The sequence below is a fragment of the Ochrobactrum teleogrylli genome (assembly GCF_037482325.1).
GTDB classification, from domain to species: domain Bacteria; phylum Pseudomonadota; class Alphaproteobacteria; order Rhizobiales; family Rhizobiaceae; genus Brucella; species Brucella teleogrylli.
Genome location: NZ_JBBHKQ010000001.1, coordinates 1,301,274 through 1,326,282 on the forward strand (window position 1 = coordinate 1,301,274; position 25,009 = coordinate 1,326,282).

The window sequence follows — 25,009 nt, forward strand, 5'->3', positions numbered from 1 at the left end:
AAAAACAAAAATGTTAGAGCGCCGATCTGCTTCAATCAGATCGAAACGCGCTCTAACACGATGAAAGGAGAATGGAGTGGGACGCCTTGTCGTGGTTTCCAACCGCGTTCCCCTGCCGGATAAGCAGGGAAAAGCCCCGGCAGGAGGATTGGCCGTCGCCTTGCAGGCGGCCTTGAATGTCAGAGGGGGTGTCTGGTTCGGCTGGTCCGGTGAGACACTGTCCGGCAGAGAGACACATCAACTGGAAACGAAACAGGTCGGGCCGATCAGCTATGCGCTGCTAAGCCTGCAAAAGAAAGATATCGACGAATACTACGCCGGCTTCGCTAATCGCATGCTATGGCCGCTCTGCCATTACCGGCTGGACCTCATAGACTATACCCGCAAGGATATGGCGGGCTATTTTCGGGTCAACCGGCTGTTCGCGCAGCAATTGCTGCCGCTAATCGAGCCCGACGACACAATCTGGGTGCATGATTATCACCTGATCCCGCTGGCCGAAGAATTGCGGCGCTGCGGGGTGGAAAATCGCATCGGCTTTTTCATGCATATTCCATGGCCTCCAGCCGATCTGCTTTTGACGCTTCCGGTGCATGAGGCGATCATTCGCGGTTTGACCTATTACGATCTCGTCGGTTTCCAGACGGAAAACGATGTGGAGAATTTCATCGGGGGTCTGCGGCGGGAAAAGATCGGCAAACAGATTGAACCCCGGCGCTTCGAGGCTTTCGGGCGCAGCTTTAGCGTGGACAGTTTTGGTATCGGCATCGAAACCGAAGCCTTTGCCGAGATTGCGATGAAGACGCAAAACAGCAGTTCCGTAAAGCGCATGCGGGACAGCATGAGCGGGCGCGATCTGATCATCGGCGTCGACCGGCTGGATTATTCCAAGGGGATCACCAACCGGCTTGAAGCTTTCGAGAATTTTCTGAAAATCGATCCGGTCAATCGCGGCCATGTCACCTTTTTGCAGGTGACGCCGAAGTCTCGCACCGAAGTGCCGGAATATAAGGATATGCAGCGGGAAGTGGCGGAAATGGCCGGGCGCATCAACGGGGCGAACGCCACCTTCGACTGGACGCCGATCCGCTATATCAACCGGTCTCTCAATCGCGATGTGCTGGCCGGGCTTTATCGTCTGGCGAAAGTGGGGCTGGTCACGCCGCTGCGCGATGGCATGAATCTCGTGGCGAAGGAATATGTCGCGGCGCAGGACCCGGATGATCCCGGCGTGCTTGTGCTTTCACGCTTTGCCGGTGCCGCGCAGGAACTGGACGGTGCGGTTCTGGTCAATCCCTATGATACGGAAGCCGTTGCCTATGCGATTGCGCGGGCGCTGTCCATGCCGCTGGAAGAACGGCAGGAACGCTTTAACGGCATGATGAATTTTCTGAAAACCCATGACGTCACACGCTGGTGCGACGATTTTCTGGCGCGGCTTGCGCCGGAAAAATAGACCAACAGCTTGCGCCGCACGGCGCAAGCTGTTCCGGGAATTAGGCGACAGCCTTGCCGTAAGTGCGTACGACATTGCGGACGGCTTCGACCATCAGCGCATGCGGCGTGGCTTCGACCGCACCCGAGGCGACAGCCGGATAAAGCGTGCCGAGATATTGGCTGATCAGCGTTTCGGGTATCTTGCGACCTTCCAGGCGCTTCAAAAGCGCATCGACGGCGGCGGTTGCCGCCGGGTGCGGCCAGTAATAGCGAATGCGGTCGCTATAGGAGAAATGGCGTTGCAGCCGCAGCTCTTCCGCGTCGCCGTGATAATATTTTTCCCAGTTCTTCGGCTCGGCCAGAAGCAGCGCTTCCATCTTGCCGCGCAGGGTTTCTTCCTCCGGCAGCTTGTCGAGGAATGCCGCAATCTGGTCGAGACCATAAAGCGCCTCGCGCAGTGCAAAAGTCAGGCCAGGGCCGACTTTCAGAATAGCGAAACCGTCGTGCACGAGATCGGAAAGCGCTTCCACCGGCTGGTAATCGGTCGAATGGGCTTCGAACACGAATTGCGGCATTTCGCTCAGAACAGCGCTTAAAGCCGTCGCTTTTTCGCTGTTGTAGAAGACGACGTTCTCATTGCCGAATTCGACACCCGGCTGCACCACAACACCGATGGCGCGGGAAAAGGCGTCTTCCAGTCCGAGTGCTGCAAAAGCTTTGCGGTGAATGGCCACGGTTTCGACCGCCGCACCCGGTTTGGTCAGTTCCAGCTCTTCGATTTCTTCCATCGCACCGCCCGGAATAGGGACTTCCGTGCCGATGATATAGACCGGCAGGTCATATCCGGCTTCGCGGGCCGCCGTTTCGGAAACCTTGGCGAGACGCGCAGCGCGCTCGGCGGTCACTGCATCAGGCAGCGCGACTGGCTCGCCAGCGCAGCCCATCGACGTATCGAGATGGATTTTGGTGAAGCCTGCGCGCACGAAGGCGTCGATCATGACATCCGACTTCGCAAGGGCTTCTTCGGCTGGCAGATGTTTCCACGGGTTGGGGCCGAGATGGTCGCCGCCCAGAATAAGCCGCTTGGTGTCGAAGCCGACGCGCGCGGCGATGTCTTCCACGAAGCGGCGGAAGTCGGCAGGCGTCATGCCTGTGTAGCCGCCATCCTGATTGACCTGATTGCAGGTGGCCTCAATCAGCACGTCGGTCTCGGTCGCGGTGCCTTCGAGGAGGGCTGCTTCGATCACCAGGGGATGCGCAGAGCAGATCGACGTGATGCCACCGCGAACGCCGCTTGCATAACGGGCGGGAAGTGCGCTCAGAACGTTCGTGCTGCTCATGCTGGAACTCCGTTTTTCTGCAGGAAGGCTACAATTTCAGCCATGGTCGAGGTGCCTTCCATCGGTCCCTTGACGCCGACGGCGCGTGCGCCGGTGGCATTAGCGATGACAAGAGCTTCCTTCGGGGCCATGTCGCGCAGCCAGCAGGTGACGAATGCCGCGCCAAAACTGTCGCCCGCGCCGGTTGGGTCGATTTCATCGACCTTGAAAGCAGGCGCGAAAACTTCACCGGACTGGTCGAAATAGCTGGCGCCTTCCGCGCCGCGCTTGACCACAACGGCTTTGACACCCCGCGCCAGCAGCTCTTCCACGGCTGCCTTTTCCTCGGTCGCCTTGGTGAAGAGGAAAATTTCCGGGCCGCTCGGCATGAACAGGTCGGTGTTTTCCAGAGCATGGGCCAGTGCCTGACGCATGCCCGGCAATTCCAGCATTTCCTTGCGGATATTCGGGTCGAAGGACACTGTGCCGCCCTTCGCCTTGATGCGGATTGTCGCCTCGTGGATCGCCGAGACGATGCCATCGGAGAACAGGGCCGAACCCATGATATGCAGATGATCGGCGGTCTCGATCAGCGTTTCAGCTTCTGGTGTCAGGCCAATCGCGCTGCATGCGCTGTGCTTGATGTTGAAGATGAAGTCGCGATTGCCATCAGGGCGATAGCGCACGAAGGCGCTGCCGGTGGCGGCTGTCGGATGCACGCCGATGGCCGAAATATCCACGCCGTCGTTTTGCAGGCGCTCGACATTGAGCGCGCCGAAATCGTCATTGCCGACCGCGCTGACCATGCCGCAAGGCTGGCCCATCTTGGCCGCCTGATCGATGAAGATCGCGGGCGCGCCGGAGGCGAACGGGCCGATCAACGGGATGGCGGATTTGAAACCGTTGCCGGTTTCCACGGCCATGATCTCGACGACGATTTCGCCGATAGTGATGATCTTTTTCATATGCTGCACCGATTACGTCCGTACGGATTTCGAGCGCACATCGAGCCAGACCGCGACCAGAATGACCACGCCCTTGACGATGAGCTGATAGAAATAAGGCACAGACAGCATGTTCATGCCGTTATTGATAACGCCGATGATGAGCGCGCCGAGAATGGTGCCGACCATGGTGCCGACGCCGCCCGCAAGCGAGGTACCGCCCAGCACGACCGCCGCAATGGCGTCGAGTTCGTAGCCCATGCCCGCATTGGTCTGCGCCGAGGACAGGCGCGACGAGAGCAGAATGCCGCTGATCGCAGCCATGACGCCGGAGAGCATGAAGACGATGATCTTGATGCGGTCGACGCGGATGCCCGAATAAATCGCCGCTTCCTTGTTGCCGCCCGACAGATAGATGCGGCGACCGAACACAGTCTTCGACAGCAGGATATAGTTGAAAATGAACAGGACACCGACAATCCAGATGATGATCGGCAGGCCGAGCCAGTTTTCCGACCCGATGGCGAGCCAGGTATCGTTTTCGATGATTTCCGGCGCGCCATTGGTCGGCAGGCTGACCATGCCGCGATAGATGCCCATTGTCGCGACCGTCACGATGAAGGAGGGCAGCATCAGCTTTGCCGAAAGCACTCCGTTCAAGCCGCCCATGATGGCGCCCGCCGCAAGGGTGAAAACCACGGTTGGCACAAAGCCGAACCCCATGGAGAAGGCTTGCGCCGCCACCATGCCGGAAACGGCGATGATGGAGCCAATCGAAAGGTCGATCTCACCGAGCAGGATCACATAGGTCATGCCATAGGCGGCAACGGCAATCACCGCCACCTGCTGCATGATGTTCATGAAGTTGTTGAATGCGAGAAAGCGCGGGTTCAACACTGCGAAGACCACGCAGAGCACGGCCAGCGAAACAATGATGCCGCCATATTGGCGAACCAGCGGGGAGGAGAAAAGCGAACGGCGGACTTCCGCGTCCACGGCTTTCTTCTGGATATTTTGGGCGTTGCTCATAGGTGCATTCCTGCTGCGTAGCTCATGACGGTTTCGGGCGTAAGGCCATCGGCATCGACAATGGCGGCGACATGCTTGTTATGCATGATGACCACCCGGTCGCTGAGGCCCAGCACTTCCGGCAGTTCGGAGGAAACCATCAGGATCGCCGCGCCGTTGGCGGCAAGTTCACGGATGATGCGATAGATTTCGAATTTCGCGCCGACATCGACACCGCGTGTCGGTTCGTCGAGAATGAGGATCCGCGGTTTTGTCTGCAGCCACTTGGCCAGCACGATCTTCTGCTGATTACCGCCGCTGAGCGATCCGGCAACCGTGTCGATGGAAGCGGTCTTGATGGCAAGGCGCAGCACTTCCGCCTTGGCGGCGGAGCGCTCCGCGCTGGAACGCATCAGGCCGAAAGGCCCCGCCAGCTGGCCGAGCCCCACCATATTGATGTTGCGCTCGACGCTATGCGGAAGAACAAGGCCTTCTTCCTTGCGGTTCTCGGTCACGAAGGCAATGCCGTGGCGAATGGCATCGGTCGGCGAGGCAAGCGTGATGGCTTCGCCTTCGAGCCTGATTTCGCCCGTTGGCCGCAGCATCCCGAACAGCGCCTTCATTACATCCGAACGGCCAGAACCGACCAGTCCGAAAAGCCCAAGGACTTCGCCGGGCTTCACATCGATGGAGACCTCGTGAAACTTGCCCGGTACGGACAGGTTCTTTGTCGCGAGAATCGGCGGAACGGCGTCCGAAGGACGTGGCGCTTCACGCGGCGGGTAAATGTCGTTCATCTCGCGACCGACCATCAGCGCGATCAGGCGCTCGATGCTGGTCTCGCTCTTTTCGGCGGTCGTGACATATTCGCCATCGCGAACAACCGTAATGTCGTCGGAAAGCCGCATGATTTCTTCCATGCGGTGCGAGATATAGATGACGGCAGTGCCCTTGGCCTTCAGGCGCTCGATGATTGAAAACAGGATTTCCGCCTCGCTGTCGGAGAGCGACGAAGTCGGCTCGTCCAGAATGACGACATCGGCAGGCTGGCTCAAGCCCTTGGCGATTTCGACGAGCTGACGCTGGGCAATCGAAAGATCGCCGACCTTGGCGCGCGGATCGACCGGAAGTCCGAGATCGGCAACAAGTCTGGTCGCTTCCGCGTTCAGCTCGCGCTCGCGGATGAAGCCGAAGCGGCTCGGCTCGTGGTTCGCGAAAATATTCTCGGCAACGGTCAGGTTGCGGGAGAGGCTCAATTCCTGAAAGACGATGGCGATCCCGCTGGCGCGTGCATCGCGCGGGTTCTTCGGCGCATAGGCCGCGTCTTTGAGCAAAATCGTGCCCGAGGTCGGCTTGAACACGCCGGCCAGAATCTTCATCAGCGTGGATTTGCCAGCACCGTTTTCACCGAGCAGCGTATGCACGCGCCCGCGCCGCACGGTCAGGTTCATGCGCTTCAGCGCGATGACCGGGCCGAAAGACTTCGCAACATCGCGAATTTCCAGAACCGTATCCGCTGCCGTCTTCTGTTCGGATTGGGTTGCTGTCACAGGATCTGTCACTTTTGAGGCCTCCACGCTCCGTTTGCTGCAGTCTGCCACGAACCGGATATGGCCGGGTCCGCACAGCCGTGCTGTCTAAAGGGATGCGGTGGCGGCCCGGAAAGGGGAGGCTTTCCGGGCCGCCACCGCAAAAAGGAAACAGCGACTGGGAGGAGTGTCGCTGCTTCACGCGGTCTTACTTGGTTTCGCCGTCCTTGGTGACGACGCCCGGAACGATTGGCTGCTTGGCCGGAACGCTCTCGCCCTTGATGACCTTGGCGGCGGTTTCAACCGCAACCTTGCCCATCTGGTCTGGATATTGCGCGATCACGCCGACCATGATCGGGTCGTTTTTCACGGCGTTGCGGGCTTCTTCCATGCCGTCAAAGCCGATCACCTTGACCTGATTGTCGAGCTTGGCGGCCTTTACTGCCGATGCAGCGGCAAGTGCAGCGTCATCGCCGAAGCCGAAGATGCCGACGATATCCGGGTTGGCCTGCAAGATGTTCTGCGCGGTCGCCAGTGCTTCCGGACGGGTGATGCCCGGCTGGATCGCCACGATTTTGATGTCGGGATACTTGGCGATGCCCTTCTTGAAGCCTTCAACGCGGTCAACAACTGACTGAACCGTCGGGTAATCGATGACGGCGACATTGCCCTTTTCGCCGATGGTCTTGGCCATCAGTTCGGCAGCGCGTTCGCCACCGGCAAAGTTGTCGGTGCCGACGAAGGAGGTCACGTCCACATTGTTGGCAGGCACATCGACCGTGATGACCTTGATGCCAGCCTTTTCAGCCTTGTTGATGGCCGAGCGCACGCCCTTGCTGTCAACCGGCGAAATGATGATGACATCGACGCCCTTGGTAATGAAATCTTCCACATCGGCGAGCTGCTTGCTCAGGTCCTGATTGGCGATAGAAATTTCGAGCGGCACGTTTTCTGCCTGCGCTTCCTTCTTCATCGCGTCAGCGAGCGAGATGTAGAACGGATGCTGCTGGGTGAGAAGTGATGCGCCAACGCCTTCGGCAGAGGCAGAACCCGCCATCATGGCCAGAGCGACGCCGGAAAAGAGAATGCGGCCGAGAGAAGTGCGAAACATGATTTCCTCCGTATGAACCGGCGTCTGCCGGGCTGTCCTTCTAACAGGGACATGAACGATGACTTACCTGCTGGTTCATCGGACCGCAGCACTTTGCGTCGGTCTTCAAATCTCCCGGAAGGGCAGGTGCCTTCAGCCCATTATCGAGCTTCATTAGACATGATGGAGCTTGTTCAACGTGTCAATATATAATTTTTCACGTGTAAAAATTATAACGATTTAATTTCGCCCGAATAGCGGCGGGAAAAACAGTTGTGTTGCCTTATATCAGCATTTTCTGCGGTAATAAGGGCTGGCACCGGTGAAATTCAGGTTGCTTCTGTGAAAAAATAAATTTACGCATGGAAAAATCTTGAGGCGTGGAGTGGGCGCCGATCGGGACTGGCCCGAGGAAAGCGGAGCATGGCTGAAAACAAGATCAGGACGATGGAGGAGTTCGCCGTGGCAAGCGGCTTGTCGCGTCCTACGGTCTCGAAATATTTCGATAATCCGGAAAGCGTAAAGCCTTCCACGCGCGCCCGCATCGAAAAGGCGCTGAAGGATTACAACTATCAGCCCAATATTTTCGCCGTCAGCCTCAACCGCAAGAAGCCGAAGAATATCGGCGTCATCGTTCCGCATATTTCCGATCCGTTCTATGCCGAAATCATTCGCCAGATCGAATTGCGATGCCTCGCGGAAGGTTATTGGACCATCGTTCTGTCGTCGCATGGCGAGCGCAAGCTTGAAGCACGCGCCATGCGCTCGCTGATGTCGCTCAAGATCGCCGGTGTCCTGATGGCGCCGCTCGGTTTTGAAACCGACACCAAGCTTCTGGCAAGCCTTTCCGATTCGATGCCGGTGGTGTTTCTGGATAGCCGTATCGGCGAGGACCAGCCCTTTGTCGGCACCGACAACCGCGTCAGTATCGGCAACATTACCGAATATCTGTGCCGGACCGGCGAGCATCCCTGTTTTCTGGAAATGCCTGCCGTCAACCAGAACGCGCTGGAGCGCCGCGCAGCCTATATCGCCACGATGGAAAGGCTCGGTATCGAGCCCATCGTTTTGCCGATGACCCCGAAAAACTGGAGTTTCGAGGAGCTCGGCTATCAGGAGGCGGGGCGTATTCTCGACCGCGGCGGTTTCCCGACGCGCACGGTTCTCTGCGCCAATGATCGTCTGGCCTTCGGCGTGATTTCGGCAGCTTTTGAACGCAGGCGTCATGTTGGGCGAGAGGAAGGCAGCGATCTGCGTGTCGCCGGTCACGACGATCACCCGCTGAGCCGCTTCACCTGCCCGCCTCTGACGACGGTTGCTCAGGATTATCGCCAGATCGCGCAGCTTGGGCTGGATATGCTGTTTTCACGCATCAATGAGCAGGACAGCAGCAGCGCGACCGGCGAGGATATTCGCTATCTCGACAGCCATCTGATCATGCGCAGTTCGGCGTGATTGCTGCCGATAATTGCGTATTTAAGCTGACATTCTCAGCTTGATCTCCGCATTCAGCAGGATGCGGTTGCTTTCGGGCAGTTCGAGCCGATCTTCGGAATCTTCGCCCAATGTACGGAACAGAAGCTCAATCGCCAGCCTGCCGATTTCGTTATAATCCTGTGCGACCGTAGTGAGCGGCGGGCAGGTATATTCCGACAGCGGATTGTTGTCGTGACCGGCCACGCGGATATCGCAATCCTTGAGCCTGCCGATTTTCAGTCCCGCCTGCCAGAGCGCGCCCGTAACGCCAAAGGCGATGCGGTCGTTGGAGCAGAGCACCGTCGAGGTCGGAAAACTTGCCTTCTCGCGCATGATGCGCGCCGTCTGTTCAAAGGCATATTGTTCGAAATCCCAGCTGCGGCTCGGTTCCAGTTCGATGATGCGTGGCTCGTGACCGAGCTTTTCCATTGCCGTCGTATAGGCTTCGCGCCGTTTGAGAGCGTTGTTGTTCACAATGGGCATCGAGAAATAGCAAGGCTCGCTGCCTGAACGGCAGAGATAATCGACGATCAGGTGGAAGGATTTCTGGTTGTCGGTGCCGACGAAAGGCGTGGTGCTGTCGAGCGGCGAATCCACATAGACGATGGGGACGTCATCGGCGAGACGCGCCAGCGCGGAATGCTGCGACTGTTCGCCAAGCGGTGCGATGATGGCGCCCGCGACATTGAGCGAGCGAAGCGTTTCAATCGCGCGCTTTTCCAGTTCCGGCTTGCCATCCGACGACAGAACGACAGTCAGATAACCCCGTTGCTCGGCCAGCGTTTGCAGCCTGCGGGTCATCGCCATGTAGAAATGATCGAGCTGGTTTGGAATGATGATTCCCAATATTGTCGTGCGACGACGATTAAGGTTCACCGCGAAAAGATTGGGACGAAAACCGGACTGCTTGACGGCCGCTTCGATGATCTCGCGGGTCTTCGGGCGGACGGATGATGGGTCGTTGAAATATTTGGAAACTGTGGGGCGCGACAGCCCGACGAATTCCGAAAAGTCTTCCATGGTGCGTATGGTTTTGCGCACGTTTCTCTGTCCTGTCCGTCAGCTGCCCGCTGCAATTTCTTGCAGTGACAGCTCACATTCTCCTGCTATCGGTCGGGTCCAGATGCGCTGGCCCATAGATGCGCGACACATGGTCTGCAGCTTGTTTTCCAATAATTTCAGGATGTTCCTCCAACCAGACCCGCCATGAAATTTTTCGCGGCAGACCCAAGTCAAACTGTCAAAGGCTGAAGCAAAGGTCAAGCGAACAATGTCGAACATCTGGATCGATGCAGCGCATATTTGAATGTGCTAAGATAATCGCGGGGTCAGATCGCGCGGTGAAAAATCCGTTGTTTCGGCCAGGAAAACAATCGAATGAATGGTCTTTTCAGCGCGCAAATCAAAATCAAAAACCGTGCTTGACAAGCTACGGAGAGCCGCGCCATAAATTTTACATATGTAAGAATTTTGCTATGCATTCGTAAAGGAGGAGACGAAATGCGGACCAAAACTTATGTGACAGGGCTTATTGCGTCTGCCGCTGGCGTCGCAATGTTTGCCGGTTCGGCGTGGGCGGAGGAGCTCACGATCGCAACGGTCAACAATGCCGATATGATCATCATGCAGAAGCTTTCGCCGGAGTGGGAAAAGGCCACCGGCAACAAGCTCAACTGGGTGGTGCTCGAAGAAAACGTGCTGCGCCAGCGTGTCACCACCGACATCGCAACCAAGAGCGGCCAGTTCGACATCATGACCATCGGCGGTTATGAAACCCCGATCTGGGGCAAGGCCGGATGGCTTCTTGCGGTCGATGATCTGGGCGACGATTACGACTATGACGATCTTATCAAGCCGGTGCGCGCCGGTCTGACGGTCGATGGCAAGCTTTATGCCGTGCCGTTTTACGCGGAAAGCTCGTTCACCCTTTATCGAAAGGATCTGTTCGAAGCCGCTGGCCTGAAAATGCCGGATGCGCCGACCTATGCCGAGATCAAGGAATTCGCGACCAAACTCACCGACAAATCGAAAGAACAGTACGGTCTTTGCCTGCGCGGCAAGCCGGGCTGGGGCGAAAACATGGCCTATCTTTCCACCCTGGTGAACACATTTGGCGGCAGCTGGTTCGATGAGAGCTGGAAGCCGCAGATGAGCTCCGATACCTGGAAAAAGGCCATCAACTACTACGTCGATCTGATGAAGGAAGCAGGCCCTCCCGGAATCACCTCGAACGGCTTCAATGAAAATCAGGCGCTGTTCTCCACCGGCCATTGCGCCATGTGGATCGACGCCACCTCGGCTGCGGGACGCATTTACGATCCGAAGCAGAGCCAGGTTGCCGACAAGGTGGCCTTCACCAAGGCGCCTGTCGAAGTGACGCCGAATGGCTCGTCCTGGGCCTGGTCGTGGAACCTCGCCATCCCGGCATCAACCAAGAAGGCGGAAGCCGCAAAGTCGTTCCTGAAATGGGCGACCTCGAAGGGCTACGTCGAACTGGTCGGCAAGTCGGAAGGCTGGGTTGCCGTTCCGCCGGGTACGCGTCAGTCGACCTACGCCAATGAAGAGTACAAGAAGGCCGCGCCTTTCGCTGAGACGGTTCTCAAGGCGATTGAATCGGCCGACCCGACCAAGCCGACCAAGGACCCGGTCCCCTATACCGGCATCCAGTTCGTGGCGATCCCTGAATTCCAGGCGATCGGCACCATTGTCGGTCAGGCAATCTCTTCGGCTGTCGCCGGTCAGCAAAGCGTCGATGCGGCGCTCGATGGCGCACAGAAGCAGGCCGAACAGATCATGACGCAGTCCGGTTACATCAAGTAATCCGGTTACCATCAGCCTGCTGCGCTCCTGAGTGAGAGCAGCAGGCTCGATTTTCGCGCGATCCGCCGCACCCTTTTCGGGCGCGGTGGATGTTGAAGCGGGAAGGGGAGGAACGTCAGACATGCCAGCAAACCCGGCTTTGGCCACAGGCACTAAATCGCGCTTTGCCGCAAAATCGCGCCGCAGCGTCCGTACCGGACCTCTGCTTGCACCCGCCGTCATCCTGCTCTTGCTATGGATGATCGTTCCACTGGCGATGACGCTCTGGTTCTCGTTTCAGTATTACAATCTCATCAATCCCTTCGTGACCGGTTTTGCCGGTTTCTCGAATTACAAGTTCCTGCTGTCCGATCCGGGGCTCTGGTCGGCCATCACGAAGACGCTCATTCTGTTGGGCTCGGTTCTGGCCATTTCGGTGGTGCTGGGTGTTTTGTTTGCGGTGATTTTCGATCAGGATTTCTGGGGCAAGAATATTGCGCGACTTCTGGTCATTGCGCCGTTCTTCGTCATGCCGACGGTGTCGGCGCTGATCTGGAAAAACCTTCTGATGCACCCGGTCAACGGGTTGTTCGCCTTTATCTCGCGCAGTCTCGGACTGCCTGTCATTGACTGGTTCGGACAGTTTCCAATGGCGTCGATCATCATGATCGTATCCTGGCAGTGGGTGCCTTTCGCGACGCTTATCCTGATGACCGCCATGCAGTCGCTCGACCGCGAGCAGATGGAAGCGGCGCGGCTTGATGGCGCCAAAGGGCCGGTGATGTTCTTTTATATCGTCCTGCCGCATCTGCTGCGCCCGATCTCGGTCGTCATCATGATCGAGACGATCTTCCTTCTGTCGGTCTTCGCGGAAATCCTCGTCACTACCTCCGGTGGGCCGGGTATTGCCACGACGACGCTGACCTATTTCATCTATCTGAAGGCGCTCCTTCAGTGGGATATCGGTGGCGCTTCCGCTGCCGGTGTCGTCGCCATCATACTCGCCAATATCGTTGCCGCGTTCCTCATCCGAACCGTGGCGCGCAATCTGGATAATTAGGGGAGACGAACGATGGCTGCAAAACGCAAGTTCGACAAAGCCGCGCTCTCCGCCGGGATTATCGGCTGGATCGTGGCGCTTTTGATGTTCTTCCCGATCCTCTGGATGCTGCTTGCGGCATTCAAGACGGAGATCGACGCGGTGGCCCCGCCAAAGTTGTTCTTCGAGCCGACGCTGGAAAATTTCGCGGCGGTCAATCAGCGCGCCGACTATTTCCGCTACGCCATGAACAGCGTGATCGAGAGCCTTGGCGCGACGATCCTGTCGCTGCTGATCGCCGTTCCGGCGGCATATGCGGCGGCATTCTTTCCGGGAAAACGCACCAAGGATCTGCTGTTGTGGATGCTCTCGACCAAGATGCTGCCTGCGGTGGGTGTTCTGGTGCCGATCTATCTTCTGGCGCGCGATACCGGGCTTCTCGACACGCGCACCGGTCTGATCATCATCTTCACCCTTTCCAATCTGCCGATTGTGGTCTGGATGCTCTATTCCTTCTTCAAGGAAGTGCCGCATGAAATCCTTGAGGCGAGCCGCATGGACGGGGCGAAGGTCGGCCAGCAGATACGCTATCTGCTCCTGCCGCTAAGCCTGCCCGGCATTGCATCGACGGCGCTTCTTTCCATCATCCTGTGCTGGAACGAAGCCTTCTGGAGCCTCAATCTCACGGCCTCGCAGGCCGGGCCTCTCACGGCATTCATCGCGTCCTTCTCGTCACCGGAAGGGCTTTTCTGGGCAAAACTCTCGGCAGCGTCCACGCTCGCCATCGCGCCGATCCTCGTCTTCGGTTGGGTTACGCAGCGCCAGCTGGTGCGCGGTCTCACCTTCGGCGCCGTGAAGTAAAGGGAACCCCATGGCTACGCTTTCTTTTCATAACGCCACCAAGTCCTTCGGCAATATCGATGTCATCAAGGGTGTGGACCTAGCCATCGAAGACCGCGAATTCGTGGTCTTCGTCGGGCCGTCCGGTTCGGGCAAATCCACGCTTTTGCGGATGATCGCGGGGCTGGAAGAAATCACCAGCGGCGATCTTTTGATCGACGGGCAGCAATGCAACGATACGCCGCCGGACGAACGCGGGCTTGCGATGGTGTTCCAGACTTATGCGCTCTATCCGCATATGAATGTGCGCGACAATATGGGTTTCGCGCTCAAGCTGGCAGGTGTGGGCAAGGCGGAGCGTGACCGCAAGGTGGAAGATGTTGCCAGGACATTGCAGCTCGACAAATTGCTGGACCGCAAACCGCGCCAGCTTTCGGGCGGTCAGCGCCAGCGCGTCGCCATTGGGCGCGCCATGGTGCGCGAGCCGAAGATTTTCCTGTTCGATGAACCGCTGTCCAATCTTGACGCGGCGTTGCGCGTGCAGATGCGTATCGAATTGGCGCGCCTGCATGACCGGCTGAATGCGACGATGATCTATGTCACCCATGATCAGGTGGAAGCCATGACGCTGGCCGACAAGATCGTTGTGCTGCGTGATGGCAAGCTGGAACAGGTCGGTTCACCGCTGGAGCTTTATCACCACCCGGTCAATCGCTTTGTGGCGGGTTTCATCGGATCGCCGACCATGAATTTCATCGAGGTCAAGGCGGGCGCCGTCGATAGCGATGGCGTGACGGTGCAGCTTGCCAATGGGCGTTCGGTCAAGGTGCCGGTTGCCGGTGAAGGGGTGAGCGCCGGTGCGCCGCTTGTGCTGGGCGTTCGCCCGGAACATCTGCATCCGGCGGATGACGGCATTCTCGAAGGCGAGATCATGGTGGTCGAGCGTCTTGGCGGCCAGACTTATCTCTATGTGCAAAACGATGCCGCTTCCGGCCTGATCGTGGCGGAAGCTGGCGGCAACAGCACGGCCCGTGCGCATGAAACGGCGCGGCTCGGTTTTGATGCCGCCGACGCGCATCTCTTTACGCCCGATGGCCTGTCGCTCCAGCGCCGTGACCGCCATCCGCTGATCCTGTCTGAAAAGAAAACGCATCTTTAAAGAAGCATTTCCAGCAAAAGTGCGAAGCGGTTTTGCGTCGGATAATGCGTAAGGAAAAACAATCACATTACCGGAGAAAGTCCATGAGACTGAAAGACAAGGTTGCCCTCATTACCGGCGCTGCGCGTGGCATCGGGCTTGGCTTTGCGGCTGCCTATGCGCAAGAGGGTGCAAAGGTCATCATTGCCGATATCAATATCGAGCGCGCGGAAGAAGCCGCGCGCGGTATCGGTCCATCCGTGAAGGCGGTGAAGCTGGACGTGACCGATCTTGGCGCAATCGACAAGGTGGTGGCCGCCATCGATGCCGAATATGGCGGCATCGATATTCTGGTCAACAATGCCGCAATCTTCGACATGGCGCCGATCAATGAACTGACCGAGGACAGCTACGAGCGCGTTTTGGGTATTAATCTCAAGGGCCCGCTTTTTATGATGAAGGCGGTTTCAAATGTGATGATCAAGCGCGGACGCGGCGGCAAGATCATCAATATGGCGAGCCAGGCGGGTCGCCGTGGTGAGGCGCTGGTGACGCTCTATTGCGCATCCAAGGCGGCAATCATTTCCGCCACGCAGTCGGCGGCTCTCGCTCTGGTCAAGCATGGCATCAACGTCAATGCGATTGCGCCGGGCGTGGTCGACGGCGAACATTGGGATGTGGTGGATGCGAATTTCGCCAAATGGGAAGGCCTGAAGCCGGGCGAGAAAAAAGCAGCCGTGGCGAAGTCGGTGCCGATCGGTCGCTTCGCGACGCCGGAGGATATTACCGGCATGGCGGTGTTCCTCGCCTCGTCCGACAGCGACTATATTCTCGCCCAGACCTTCGGTGTCGATGGCGGCAACTGGATGGCGTAAGGCGAGGCCGGGATAGTGCAATGAAAGCGATCTATTTTACCGGCCATGGCGAAGCAGACATGGCCGATCTGCCGGAACCGGCATTGCTGCCGGGTCACGCGCTGATCGACGTCAAGGCGTCGGGCCTCTGTCACACAGACATTGATGTCCTGCATGGCCGCTATGGGTCGAGTGCCTTTCCGCTGGTGCCGGGGCATGAATATGCGGGCAGGGTGATGGCCATCGCCGAAGACGTGACCAATGTGAAGGTCGGCGACCGCGTTGCGGTCGATCCGAATATTCCCTGTGGTCACTGCCGGGCCTGCCTCAAGGGGCTGACCAATCTCTGCTCCGACCTGAAAGCTTATGGCGTGACCCATAATGGCGGCTTTGCTGGCATGAGCCTCGTCAATGCCAGCCATCTCCATTCTATCGGTGATCTGCCTTATGATATCGCGGCCCTTGCCGAACCGTTGGCCTGCGTGCTGAACGGGCTTGGCGCGGCAGGCTTGAAGACTGGCCCGCACGGTACTGAAAATGCGCTGGTTTTCGGGGCAGGCCCAATCGGCCTGTTGCTGGCCCTGTCGCTGAAAGCGCAGGGCGTGTCCGAGGTTGCGGTCGCCGACATCAATGAACACCGGCTGGCTTTCGTTGAAAGCCTCGGGCTTGAGCCGGTCGTGTCCGGTTCGCAAGCGCTGGACAGGCGCCAGCGCAGCTTTGATTTTGTCGCCGACGCCACCGGCATAGCCGGGGTGGTCGAAAGCATGGTCGGCTTCACCGCCGATGGAGGAACCGTTCTGGTATTTGGCGTCTGTGCGCCCGACGCACGAATTTCAGTGGCGCCGTTCGAGATTTTCCGTCGCCAGATCAGGATTGCCGGTTCGCATTCTTTGAACCGAAACATTCCGCAGGCATTGGACATATTGAAACAGGACTTTTCAAACGGTGGCTCTATGGCGCGGCTCATTTCCCACCGGCTGCCGCTGGAGCAAATGCTGCCATTCTTCACCAAAAATGGCGGCGATCCCGCGACCATGAAAGTCCAGTTCGTACCCGATTGAATAGAGGATACCGTCATGACCAAGCTATCGCGCGCAACGCTTCAAAGCTTCGATAAGGTGCACAAGCCCGGCTACGATCCTGCCGGGTTGAAGCCGGGTATCGTGCATTTCGGCGTCGGCAATTTTCACCGCGCCCATCAGGCAGTCTATCTGGACGATCTGTTTGCGACCGGCGAGGGGCATGACTGGGCGCTGGTGGGTGCCGGTGTGCGTGGTAGCGACGATGCCATGCGTGATACGCTCAAAGTCCAGGACTGGCTGACCACCGTTGTGGAACAGGAAGCCGATCATGCAGGCGCGCGCATCACCGCATCGATGGTCGATTATGTGACGATTTCGACCGAGGAAGGGCGCAAGGCCCTGATGGCCTATCTGACATCAGCCGATACGCGCATCGTTTCGATGACGATCACGGAGGGCGGCTATTATATCGACCCGGCGAGCCAGACCTTCGACCCCGCCCATCCGGATATCGTGGCGGATGCCACGCATCCGGACCATCCGAAAACCGTGTTCGGCCTGATCGTTCAGGCGCTGAAGCTGCGCAAAGCGGCGGGTGTCCAGCCTTTCACGGTCATGTCCTGTGATAACATTCCGGGCAACGGGCATGTGACGGAAGACGCCGTGACGGGGCTTGCCAAGCTGAGCGACCCGGCCTTTGCCGACTGGATTTCCGCCAATGTCGCTTTCCCGAATTCGATGGTGGATCGCATCACGCCCGCCACCGGCGCGCGCGAACGCGAGATTGCCGCGAAGGATTTCGGTGTCGATGACGGCTGGCCGGTCTTCTGCGAAGTTTTCAAGCAATGGGTGATGGAGGATAATTTCCCGACCGGACGCCCGGCTCTGGAAAAAGTCGGCGTCACCTTCACCGATCAGGTTGCCGCTTATGAACTGATGAAAATCCGCATCCTGAATGGCGGCCACGCGGCCATCGCCTATCCGGGCGGCTTGCTCGACATTCATTTCGTGCATGAGGCCATGGAGCATCCGCTGATCCGGCGCTATCTGGAGAAGTTGACCAAGGAGGAGATCATCCCGGAAGTGCCGCCCGTGCCGGATACCGATCTTGAAGCCTATCGCGTGTTGATCGACAAGCGCTTCGCCAATCCAAGCATCGGCGACACCATCCGCCGCCTGTGTCTGGATGGCTCCAACCGCCAGCCGAAATTCATCCTGCCCACCGCTGCTGACCGCGTGGCGAAGGGCCATACCGTGACCGGGCTTGCGCTCGTTTCCGCTTTCTGGTGCCGCTATTGCTATGGCACCACAGATAGCGGCGCTGTTATCGAGCCGAATGATCCGTCATGGGATCGCCTGACCAAGCAGGCAGCGCGCGCCAAGGCCGACCCGGCTGCGTGGCTTTCCATGGATGATATTTTCGGGGCGCTTGCCACCAATCCCGCCTATGTCACCGCATTCAGTTCGGCACTGAAAGCAATCTGGCAGGATGGCACGGTCAAGACGTTGGAACGCTACCTTGCGGGGCAGCCACTCTGATCAGAGCGGCGCTGCAATCAGATGCCCGGTCGCGGCGTGGCGCATGACTTCCATCGGCACGCCGTAAATTTCCTGCAACCGCTTGGGCTCCATCACACCCGTCGGTGTTGATTGGGCGATCAGGCGGCCACTGTGCAGCGCGAAGATGGAATCGCAGAAGCGCGCGGCCATGTTCACATCGTGCAGCACAATGAAAACGCTCAGTTCCTTCTCCTGCGACAGCTTGCGTACCAGCGACAGAACTTCCAGCTGATGGGCAATATCGAGCGCCGATGTGGGCTCATCGAGAAGCAGGCATTGCGCATCCTGCGCCACCAGCATGGCCAGCCAGACGCGCTGGCGTTCGCCGCCGGAAAGCGTATCGACAAGCCGGTCCGCAAAAGGTGCTATGCCGGTCAGTTCGATGGCCTCTTCCACCTTCGCCCGGTCGGTATCACCAAAGCGGCCCAGAGCGCCGTGCCACGGATAACGGCCAAGCGCGACCAGTTCCTTGACCAGCATGCCCGATGCGGATGCCGTCTGCTGCGGCAGATAGGCAAGCTTGCGTGCAAATTCGCGGTCGCCCCATTGGTCGAGGCGCTTGCCTGCAAAATGGATTGTGCCTCCCGACGCTGGCTGCTGGCGGGCAAGGATTTTAAGCAGCGTCGACTTGCCCGAACCGTTATGTCCGATCAAGGCTGTTACACTTCCTGCCGGTATCGACATGGTCAAAGGCTGCAACAGCGTGCGCCCGGCAACTGAAAAGCTGACATTCTCAAGTTCGAACAAGTTGGTCATCAATCGTCGTCCTCTGGCGCAGTGCATGCCCCGCAATAACGCAGCTTTTCGAAAGTTGCCACAAAAACATGAGTAAGTTATACCTCTTTTAGATTGAGATTTCAGGAAAAGCAGATTTGGGTTTCCATCCGCATATGAAAAGCCGGATCGAAGACGTCACCTTGCTGGACGATCTTCACTATCGCGTCTGGAATGGCGCGATTGCCGACGTGTGGTCTGTCGAATGCGGTCCCGGCGCGCGCGGTGAATATGTCTCGCAAGCGCCACGCCTGTTTCTCGTCTGCGAAAGCCAGGGCGCACTCGATATCCGTCCCGGCAGCAAGGGGCGTGCCGTTGCGCAAGGCGCGAACCCTTCGCGTCTTTGCTATATTCCGGCGGGCATGACGATCTGGAGCGAGAGTGCGAGACCGGGTAAGCTCAAGCATCTTGATCTGCATCTCGACATCAACACGCTGCAGCAGCGCTTTGGTGGCGCGCTCGACAGGGCTGCGGTCGAGCGTCCACGCCTTTTGTTTTCCAATGCAAGGATTGAGCAGATCGGCGGGCTTCTGGCGGAAGAGTGCCTGTCCAATGCGCCGTTGCACGATCTCTATGGTGAAGGCCTGATCAACGCGCTTGTCGCGGAACTGTTCGGGGCGGAAGCGCAGCCGCGTGCAGGCGCGAGCAGGCTGTCACCATGGCGGCTCCGGCGCGTGACAGATTTCATCGAGGACAATTACGCGCGCATCATCCGCTTGCAGGAACTGGCCGATCTGGCTGGTCTGTCGGAAACATATTTCTGCAGCGCCTTCAAGGCATCGACGGGGGTGTCGCCCCATAGCTGGCAGATGGAGCGACGCATCGCGCGTGCGCAGGCGCTGCTGCTTCAGGCGCACACGCCGCTGCCGCATATTGCGGCGCTGGTCGGGTTTTCCGATCAGGCCCATTTCACGCGTGTTTTCAAGAAGCAAACCGGCACAACGCCGGCGGCATGGCTGAGACAACAGGTGTAGCAGAGCCACAGAAAGGATTGCTTTTTTACTGCACGCTGAGATGAACTGAAGATCGTTCAATTTGCCATAAAAACGAACAATCCTGCCGAATATTCTTGATATAAGCACTCATATTAACGCGCCCGTCTGCGGGGTCGCGGGAGCCTGTGAAGGTTCGCGTTTTTATCCGTCTTAGGGGTCACATCATATGCCGTCGATGAAGCACAATCTTCTCGTCCTGCTGGCAAGCGGTACTGCGCTTGCCGCCATTCCTGCCTTGGCGCAGGAAGACAGCAAACCCCTTCAGCTGAACACCGTTGTCATCCAGTCCGATGGCAATGGTGGCACCACGCGGGCCGACGGTGTTGCGCCGGTCCGGGGCTTTGTGCCTCAGGCGACGACCACCGGCTCAAAGGACAGCGTTGCAATCGATAAAATCCCGCAATCCGTATCGGTCGTGGGGCGCGATCAGATGGATGCGCTCGGCGCGCAGAAGATCGACGAAGCCTTGCGCTATACGCCCGGCGTGCTGGCGCAGCCTTTCGGCGTCGATAATGACACGAACTGGCTCTATATTCGCGGTTTCGACGCGACGGCCAATGGCACCTTTCTCGATGGGTTGCAGAATTTCAGCTACGGCTTTGGCGGCTTTTTAATCGACAGTTTCGGTATCGAGCGCATCGACGTGCTGCGTGGTCCGGCATCGGCTCTTTATGGCGGTGCCAATCCCGGCGGTATCGTGAATTACATCAGCAAGCGCCCGACCGGCGAACGCCTGCGCTATCTTGAGGCGGGCATCAACAGCTATGGCAATGGCTATCTCGGCTTCGACATTGGCGACAAAGCGACGGAGACGGTTAATTACCGCGTCAACGGCAAGATCCAGGGTGGCGACAACTATACGGATTTTTCCAAGGAGTTTCGTGGCGTCATCTCGCCAAGCATCGAATACAAGCCGGATGAATCGACCAGCCTGACCATTCTGGCCAACTATACCCATCTGGACCTGACGCATGATGGCGGCTTTCTGCCTTACTATGGCACCGTGGTGCCGACGGAGTTCGGCAAGATTTCGCGCAAGGCGAATTTTACCGAGCCGGATGTCGATTCCTATAATCGCGAACAGCTATCGATCGGCTATGAATTCGAACACACATTCGACAGTGACTGGACCATCCGCCAGAATGTGCGTTACGGCTTTGCCAATGTGAAGGAGCATAGCCTCTACCCTTACGGCTATGACGGATTTCTGGCGCAGCCAGCGGCGGGCAATCCCTACCTCGCCCGCATCAATTTTAAGCACGATACCACGGTCAACACCTTTCAGGCTGATAACCAGCTTGAAGGCAAGGTGACGACCGGGGCCATCGATCACAATCTGCTGTTCGGCGCGGAATACCGGTATTTCCGCATCGACCAGATGCAGCAGACCGGCGGCGCGACGATCATCGACGCCTATAACCCGGTTTATGGCGAGCCGCAGGGGCCTATGTGGGACCCCTATATTGATCAGGATCTGCGCCGCAATCAGGTGGGTGTCTATGCGCAGGATCGCATGGAATTCGGCGATGGCTGGGTACTGACGCTGAATGGTCGTTACGATCATGTCTGGACCGAAGCCTCAGGTCTGCCGAGCTTCGAATATGATACGGGCCGCTTCTCCGGTCGCGCAGGTCTCGGCTATGAGTTCGAAAACGGCATCACGCCCTATGTCAGTGCTGCGACCTTCTTCAATCCGATTATCGAGACCCTGTATGACGGCAGCTATGCCAAGCCGGAAACCGGCGTTCAGTATGAAGCCGGTGTCAAATATCGCCCGGCATTCTTCGATGGCCTGATCACCGCGTCCTTCTTCGATCTGACCAAGGAAAATTCGCTCACCGGCTCCAGCTTTGCCCGTGAACAGCTCGGCAAGGTCAATTCGCGCGGCTTCGAACTCGAAATGCAGGCCAATATTGCCGAGGACTGGAAGGTGACGGCAAGCGTGACCGCCTATGACCTCAAGGTCAAGGAAAACGCCTCGGACCCAACGCTGGTCGGCAAGCGTCCTTATCTCCTGCCGGAGCAACAGGCTTCGGTCTTCGTCGAGTATAAGGTGCCCGAAGGCGCGCTGAAAGGAGTGACGCTGGGCGGCGGCGTCCGTTATATCGGCTCGTCCTATGCCGACGAGCAGAACACGCTGAAAGTGCCCGCTGTGGCACTCGCCGATTTGAAACTCGGCTATGAAAAGGATAATTGGGGCATCGATCTCAACGTGACCAATCTTTTCGACAAGGATTATGTTGCTGGATGTCAGGGCGTCTATGTCTGCGGTTATGGCGAGGGCAGGAAGGCTTTGCTCAAGGTGCACACCAAGTGGTGATGCGACGGTTTTCGCCGCGCGTTCCGTCATGACAGTCACCCGTCGCACGGTTCTCGGATTCGCAGGCGCCCTTTTTGCGGCGCCTGCACTGCGTTTGGCCCATGCCGCGACGATGCGTTTTGCGGTGATCGACTGGGCCATGCTTGAGACCGTTCTGGCGTTCGGCGCTGTACCGGTGGCAGCGGCAGAACTGCGCCAATACAGGCAAATGCAGCTTGAACCGGCAGTGCCAGAAAATGTCGCCGATCTTGGTCTGCGCGGAGCGCCCAATCTTGAGCTTCTGCGCATGATCGAACCAGATCTGATCGGCGCGTCCAATTTTTACGAGTATCAGCGTGCGGCCTTCGAGCGCATCGCGCCGGTCTTCGCGCCGACTGTCTATAGCGCCGGTCAGCCGCCCTATGCGATGCTGGAAGAGGCGACGTTGCGCCTTGGCGAAAAGCTTGGTCTGGCTGCGGAAGCGCGCGCTTACGTCGTGACTGTTGCACGCGAGATTGCGGAGGCGCGGCAGCGCTTCGCTGCGATACCGGGACGGAAGGTCTTCGTCATCAGCCTGGGCGATGCCCGGCACTTTCGCGCTTTCGGTCGCGACAGCCTGTTTGGAGAAGTGCTGGTTCGGCTTGGCTTCCAGAATGCGTGGACGCGCGATACAAGCTATTCAGCCGCAGCGCCGGTGGGGCTGGAGCAATTGGCCGAAACGCCGGACGCATCCATCGTGGTCGTCGGCCCGACCGATCCTGAAACGCTTTATCGTCTGCCGCAAAACGCCTTGTGGAACGCTATGCCCGCCGTCCGTGAAAAGCGGGTTTTGTTTCTGCCGCCGCTCGACCATTTTGGCGGATTGCCTGCCGCGCGCCGCTTTGCCCAGCTTCTTCGTGAAAACTGGAAGAGCAGCCGATGACGGAGAAGAGTGTTGCAGGCATAAGGCCGCTGCTGTTCTGGGCGCTGCTCGCGCTTGTTGCGGCACTGATGGCCGCTTACGAATTCACGCGGGCGCTGAATGCCCCTGCCGGTTCACCGGAACTGCTGGCGCTGCACCGGGTCATCGCGTTCGACACGGTCTTACCGCGCAATGCCATGGCCCTCATTTGCGGCGCAGGTCTTGGGCTTTCCGGTCTGCTGTTGCAGCAGGTTTTGCGCAATCCGCTCGCCGAACCCTCGACACTCGGCATTGCTGCCGGGGCGCAGCTCGCCATGACGGCGGGTATACTCTATCTGCCCGCGGCCCTCATTTTTCGCGAGTGGCTGGCTTTGGCGGGCGGTCTGGCGGCGGTCAGTCTGGTGCTGGCGCTCAACTGGAAACGCTCGCTGGAACCCGCTTCTGTCATTCTCTGCGGCATGATCGTTTCGCTGACCGCAACGGCGGCAAGCACGGCGCTCATCCTCGCCAATGGCGAATATGTGTTCTCGCTGTTTGTGTGGGGCGGCGGTTCGCTGGAGCAGCAAAGCTGGGGGCCGGGCATTTCGCTCTCCCTGCGGGTTCTGATCGGCGGCGGGATTGCCTTTTTTCTGCTGCGCCCGTTGACATTGCTGGCGCTCGACAATGCCAATGCGCGCAGTCTGGGCCTGTCGCTGGCGGCAAGCCGCCTTCTGGTGATTGCCATTGCCGTCTGGCTGGCGGCAAGTATCACGGCAGAAGTCGGCATATTGGGCTTTGTCGGTCTGGTCGCTCCGACGCTGGCGCAGCTTTCTGGCGCGCGCCGTCTCAAGACAAAGCTGATCGCCGCGCCCGCCATTGGGGCAATTCTGCTCTGGTTGACCGATGGCTGCGTCAGCCTGTTGCAGACCGTCACCGGCGACCGCCTGCCGGTGGGCGCTGCGACTGCATTGCTCGGCGGTCCGCTGCTGCTCTGGATGCTGCCGCGTCTGCGCATGTTTGAATGGCCGTCGGGCCAGAGCGAGGCCAGCGCTGTTCGCCTCAAGCGTACCGGCTTGTTCTTCGCCATTTTGCTGCTGCTTGTCCTGCTTGTGGCCGCCATCACGCTGGGTCTCGGCCGGGGGCAGGACGGTTTTGTCCTTGCCCGTGGTGAAGTGTTCGATGCGCTTTTCGACTGGCGCGTGCAAAGACTTGCTCTTGCGGGCCTATCGGGCGGCATGCTGGCATTGGCCGGAGCCATTCTCCAGCGCATGACGGGTAACACGCTCGCCAGCCCCGAAATTATGGGCGTCGGCCTTGGTGCTGGTGCGGGTTTGGCGGTGGTTCTCCTGCTTCCCGTCGCAAGCCTTTCCCTGCAATGGCTGGGCGCTTCCATCGGCTCGGTGCTGGCGCTGATCTTCATTCTGGCGATTGCCGCGCGCAGCGGTTTTGGTGCGGAAAAGCTGCTTCTGGCCGGTGTCGGCCTTGGCGCTATGGTCAGCTCCATTCTGACAGCCATCATTGCAACCGGCTCTCCACAAGCCTTTGTCCTGCTCGGCTGGTTGAGCGGTACCGGCACGCAGGCGACGCCTATGCAGCTTTGGCTGGCCGTTCTTGCGCTGGCCGCCAGTTTCACGATCCTGCTTGCTTTGTCGCGCTGGCTCGACATTCTGCCGCTTGGTTCGGTGACGATGCGCACCCTCGGTCTTTCGCTCGTCCTGCCGCGTCTTGTGATCGTGCTGATTGCAGCGCTTCTGACAGCGATTGCATCGATGATGGTGGGGCCGCTCTCGTTTGTCGGGCTGATCGCTCCGCATCTGGCGCGCAATTTCGGCCTGCATACGCCGAAGCGCTTCCTGACGGCATCCATGCTGATCGGCGCGCTGATGATGGTAAGCGCCGATTGGCTCGCGCGGATGGTGGCCTTTCCCTACAATCTGCCGCTTGGCCTGTTCGCCTCGCTTCTGGGTGGGGCCTGCTTCATCGCGCTGCTATCGCGGCGCGGGTAG

At 58.7% G+C, this 25,009-nt stretch carries 20 protein-coding genes; 13 read left to right on the forward strand and 7 right to left on the reverse strand.

What is annotated here, in order from left to right:
- Nucleotides 1-76 precede the first annotated feature (76 nt).
- Nucleotides 77-1,456, forward strand: coding sequence for an alpha,alpha-trehalose-phosphate synthase (UDP-forming) (gene otsA, locus WIX40_RS06020; RefSeq protein WP_339439194.1), 1,380 nt, complete (start codon nt 77-79; stop codon nt 1,454-1,456).
- A gap of 40 nt (nt 1,457-1,496) precedes the next feature.
- Here otsA and WIX40_RS06025 read toward each other — a convergent pair whose 3' ends face one another.
- The 5 genes from WIX40_RS06025 to WIX40_RS06045 all read right to left on the reverse strand — a co-directional run bounded on the left by WIX40_RS06025 (nt 1,497) and on the right by WIX40_RS06045 (nt 7,348).
- Nucleotides 1,497-2,777, reverse strand: a complete 1,281-nt coding sequence (locus WIX40_RS06025; RefSeq protein WP_339439196.1) for a D-tagatose-bisphosphate aldolase, class II, non-catalytic subunit — start codon at nt 2,775-2,777, stop codon at nt 1,497-1,499.
- A complete protein-coding gene (locus WIX40_RS06030; RefSeq protein WP_171318016.1) occupies nt 2,774-3,721 on the reverse strand; it encodes a tagatose kinase in 948 nt (315 codons plus the stop codon). Before WIX40_RS06030 ends, WIX40_RS06025 begins: the two co-directional genes overlap by 4 nt.
- 12 nt (nt 3,722-3,733) lie before the next feature.
- Nucleotides 3,734-4,729, reverse strand: a complete 996-nt coding sequence (locus WIX40_RS06035; RefSeq protein ID WP_167836168.1) for an ABC transporter permease — start codon at nt 4,727-4,729, stop codon at nt 3,734-3,736.
- Nucleotides 4,726-6,270, reverse strand: a complete 1,545-nt coding sequence (locus WIX40_RS06040) for a sugar ABC transporter ATP-binding protein (RefSeq protein WP_339439199.1) — start codon at nt 6,268-6,270, stop codon at nt 4,726-4,728. Before WIX40_RS06040 ends, WIX40_RS06035 begins: the two co-directional genes overlap by 4 nt.
- A gap of 175 nt (nt 6,271-6,445) precedes the next feature.
- Nucleotides 6,446-7,348 carry a substrate-binding domain-containing protein gene (locus WIX40_RS06045; protein ID WP_171318018.1) on the reverse strand — a complete coding sequence of 301 codons (903 nt, stop codon included), beginning with the start codon at nt 7,346-7,348 and terminating at the stop codon, nt 6,446-6,448.
- Nucleotides 7,349-7,750: 402 nt separating this feature from the next.
- Here WIX40_RS06045 and WIX40_RS06050 point away from each other — a divergent pair, with 402 nt between their 5' ends.
- Nucleotides 7,751-8,782, forward strand: a complete 1,032-nt coding sequence (locus WIX40_RS06050; protein WP_339439202.1) for a LacI family DNA-binding transcriptional regulator — start codon at nt 7,751-7,753, stop codon at nt 8,780-8,782.
- 21 nt (nt 8,783-8,803) lie between these two features.
- On the opposite strand, the gene WIX40_RS06055 is transcribed toward WIX40_RS06050, so the two are convergent.
- Nucleotides 8,804-9,823, reverse strand: a complete 1,020-nt coding sequence (locus WIX40_RS06055; protein ID WP_109366945.1) for a LacI family DNA-binding transcriptional regulator — start codon at nt 9,821-9,823, stop codon at nt 8,804-8,806.
- Between the two features lie 480 nt (nt 9,824-10,303).
- Here WIX40_RS06055 and WIX40_RS06060 point away from each other — a divergent pair, with 480 nt between their 5' ends.
- From WIX40_RS06060 to WIX40_RS06090, 7 genes are all read left to right on the forward strand, one after another.
- Nucleotides 10,304-11,623, forward strand: coding sequence for an ABC transporter substrate-binding protein (locus WIX40_RS06060; protein WP_171318019.1), 1,320 nt, complete (start codon nt 10,304-10,306; stop codon nt 11,621-11,623).
- 121 nt (nt 11,624-11,744) lie between these two features.
- On the forward strand, nt 11,745-12,662 hold the full coding sequence (locus WIX40_RS06065; protein ID WP_109366946.1) for a carbohydrate ABC transporter permease: 918 nt from the start codon (nt 11,745-11,747) through the stop codon (nt 12,660-12,662).
- 12 nt (nt 12,663-12,674) lie between these two features.
- On the forward strand, nt 12,675-13,502 hold the full coding sequence (locus WIX40_RS06070) for a carbohydrate ABC transporter permease (RefSeq protein WP_109366947.1): 828 nt from the start codon (nt 12,675-12,677) through the stop codon (nt 13,500-13,502).
- Between the two features lie 10 nt (nt 13,503-13,512).
- The gene (locus WIX40_RS06075; RefSeq protein ID WP_339439206.1) at nt 13,513-14,640 is read left to right on the forward strand and encodes an ABC transporter ATP-binding protein; all 1,128 of its coding nucleotides are present in this window, start codon (nt 13,513-13,515) and stop codon (nt 14,638-14,640) included.
- A gap of 83 nt (nt 14,641-14,723) precedes the next feature.
- Nucleotides 14,724-15,494 (forward strand): L-iditol 2-dehydrogenase, encoded by a 771-nt coding sequence (locus WIX40_RS06080; RefSeq protein WP_140024714.1) that lies wholly within the window; start codon nt 14,724-14,726, stop codon nt 15,492-15,494.
- 20 nt (nt 15,495-15,514) lie between these two features.
- Nucleotides 15,515-16,534: a zinc-dependent alcohol dehydrogenase family protein gene (locus WIX40_RS06085; RefSeq protein WP_339439208.1), complete on the forward strand. Its 1,020-nt coding sequence runs from the start codon at nt 15,515-15,517 to the stop codon at nt 16,532-16,534.
- 15 nt (nt 16,535-16,549) lie between these two features.
- The gene (locus WIX40_RS06090) at nt 16,550-18,034 is read left to right on the forward strand and encodes a mannitol dehydrogenase family protein (protein WP_339439210.1); all 1,485 of its coding nucleotides are present in this window, start codon (nt 16,550-16,552) and stop codon (nt 18,032-18,034) included.
- Here WIX40_RS06090 and WIX40_RS06095 read toward each other — a convergent pair whose 3' ends face one another.
- Entirely contained in the window at nt 18,035-18,811 is a 777-nt protein-coding gene (locus WIX40_RS06095) for an ATP-binding cassette domain-containing protein (RefSeq protein ID WP_171318023.1), read from the reverse strand.
- A 116-nt stretch (nt 18,812-18,927) separates the two neighbouring features.
- On the opposite strand from WIX40_RS06095, the gene WIX40_RS06100 reads away from it, so the two are divergent.
- The 4 genes from WIX40_RS06100 (at nt 18,928) to fhuB (ending at nt 25,009) form a co-directional block, all read left to right on the forward strand.
- A complete protein-coding gene (locus WIX40_RS06100) occupies nt 18,928-19,803 on the forward strand; it encodes a helix-turn-helix transcriptional regulator (RefSeq protein WP_109366953.1) in 876 nt (291 codons plus the stop codon).
- 187 nt (nt 19,804-19,990) lie between these two features.
- Nucleotides 19,991-22,144 carry a TonB-dependent siderophore receptor gene (locus WIX40_RS06105; RefSeq protein ID WP_339439213.1) on the forward strand — a complete coding sequence of 718 codons (2,154 nt, stop codon included), beginning with the start codon at nt 19,991-19,993 and terminating at the stop codon, nt 22,142-22,144.
- 28 nt (nt 22,145-22,172) lie between these two features.
- The gene (locus WIX40_RS06110; RefSeq protein ID WP_339439215.1) at nt 22,173-23,045 is read left to right on the forward strand and encodes an iron-siderophore ABC transporter substrate-binding protein; all 873 of its coding nucleotides are present in this window, start codon (nt 22,173-22,175) and stop codon (nt 23,043-23,045) included.
- Nucleotides 23,042-25,009: a Fe(3+)-hydroxamate ABC transporter permease FhuB gene (gene fhuB, locus WIX40_RS06115; protein WP_339439217.1), complete on the forward strand. Its 1,968-nt coding sequence runs from the start codon at nt 23,042-23,044 to the stop codon at nt 25,007-25,009. The genes WIX40_RS06110 and fhuB overlap by 4 nt, the downstream gene beginning before the upstream one ends.

Coding starts and splice junctions, on each gene's coding strand:
- WIX40_RS06045 (WP_171318018.1), bottom strand. CDS start 7,348: ATGTTTCGCACTTCTCTCGGCCGCATTCTCTTTTCCGGCGTCGCTCTG.
- WIX40_RS06110 (WP_339439215.1), top strand. CDS start 22,173: ATGACAGTCACCCGTCGCACGGTTCTCGGATTCGCAGGCGCCCTTTTT.
- WIX40_RS06035 (WP_167836168.1), bottom strand. CDS start 4,729: ATGAGCAACGCCCAAAATATCCAGAAGAAAGCCGTGGACGCGGAAGTC.
- WIX40_RS06025 (WP_339439196.1), bottom strand. CDS start 2,777: ATGAGCAGCACGAACGTTCTGAGCGCACTTCCCGCCCGTTATGCAAGC.
- fhuB (WP_339439217.1), top strand. CDS start 23,042: ATGACGGAGAAGAGTGTTGCAGGCATAAGGCCGCTGCTGTTCTGGGCG.
- WIX40_RS06075 (WP_339439206.1), top strand. CDS start 13,513: ATGGCTACGCTTTCTTTTCATAACGCCACCAAGTCCTTCGGCAATATC.
- WIX40_RS06050 (WP_339439202.1), top strand. CDS start 7,751: ATGGCTGAAAACAAGATCAGGACGATGGAGGAGTTCGCCGTGGCAAGC.
- WIX40_RS06105 (WP_339439213.1), top strand. CDS start 19,991: ATGCCGTCGATGAAGCACAATCTTCTCGTCCTGCTGGCAAGCGGTACT.
- WIX40_RS06065 (WP_109366946.1), top strand. CDS start 11,745: ATGCCAGCAAACCCGGCTTTGGCCACAGGCACTAAATCGCGCTTTGCC.
- WIX40_RS06030 (WP_171318016.1), bottom strand. CDS start 3,721: ATGAAAAAGATCATCACTATCGGCGAAATCGTCGTCGAGATCATGGCC.
- WIX40_RS06070 (WP_109366947.1), top strand. CDS start 12,675: ATGGCTGCAAAACGCAAGTTCGACAAAGCCGCGCTCTCCGCCGGGATT.
- WIX40_RS06080 (WP_140024714.1), top strand. CDS start 14,724: ATGAGACTGAAAGACAAGGTTGCCCTCATTACCGGCGCTGCGCGTGGC.
- WIX40_RS06095 (WP_171318023.1), bottom strand. CDS start 18,811: ATGACCAACTTGTTCGAACTTGAGAATGTCAGCTTTTCAGTTGCCGGG.
- WIX40_RS06060 (WP_171318019.1), top strand. CDS start 10,304: ATGCGGACCAAAACTTATGTGACAGGGCTTATTGCGTCTGCCGCTGGC.
- WIX40_RS06090 (WP_339439210.1), top strand. CDS start 16,550: ATGACCAAGCTATCGCGCGCAACGCTTCAAAGCTTCGATAAGGTGCAC.
- WIX40_RS06085 (WP_339439208.1), top strand. CDS start 15,515: ATGAAAGCGATCTATTTTACCGGCCATGGCGAAGCAGACATGGCCGAT.
- WIX40_RS06055 (WP_109366945.1), bottom strand. CDS start 9,823: ATGGAAGACTTTTCGGAATTCGTCGGGCTGTCGCGCCCCACAGTTTCC.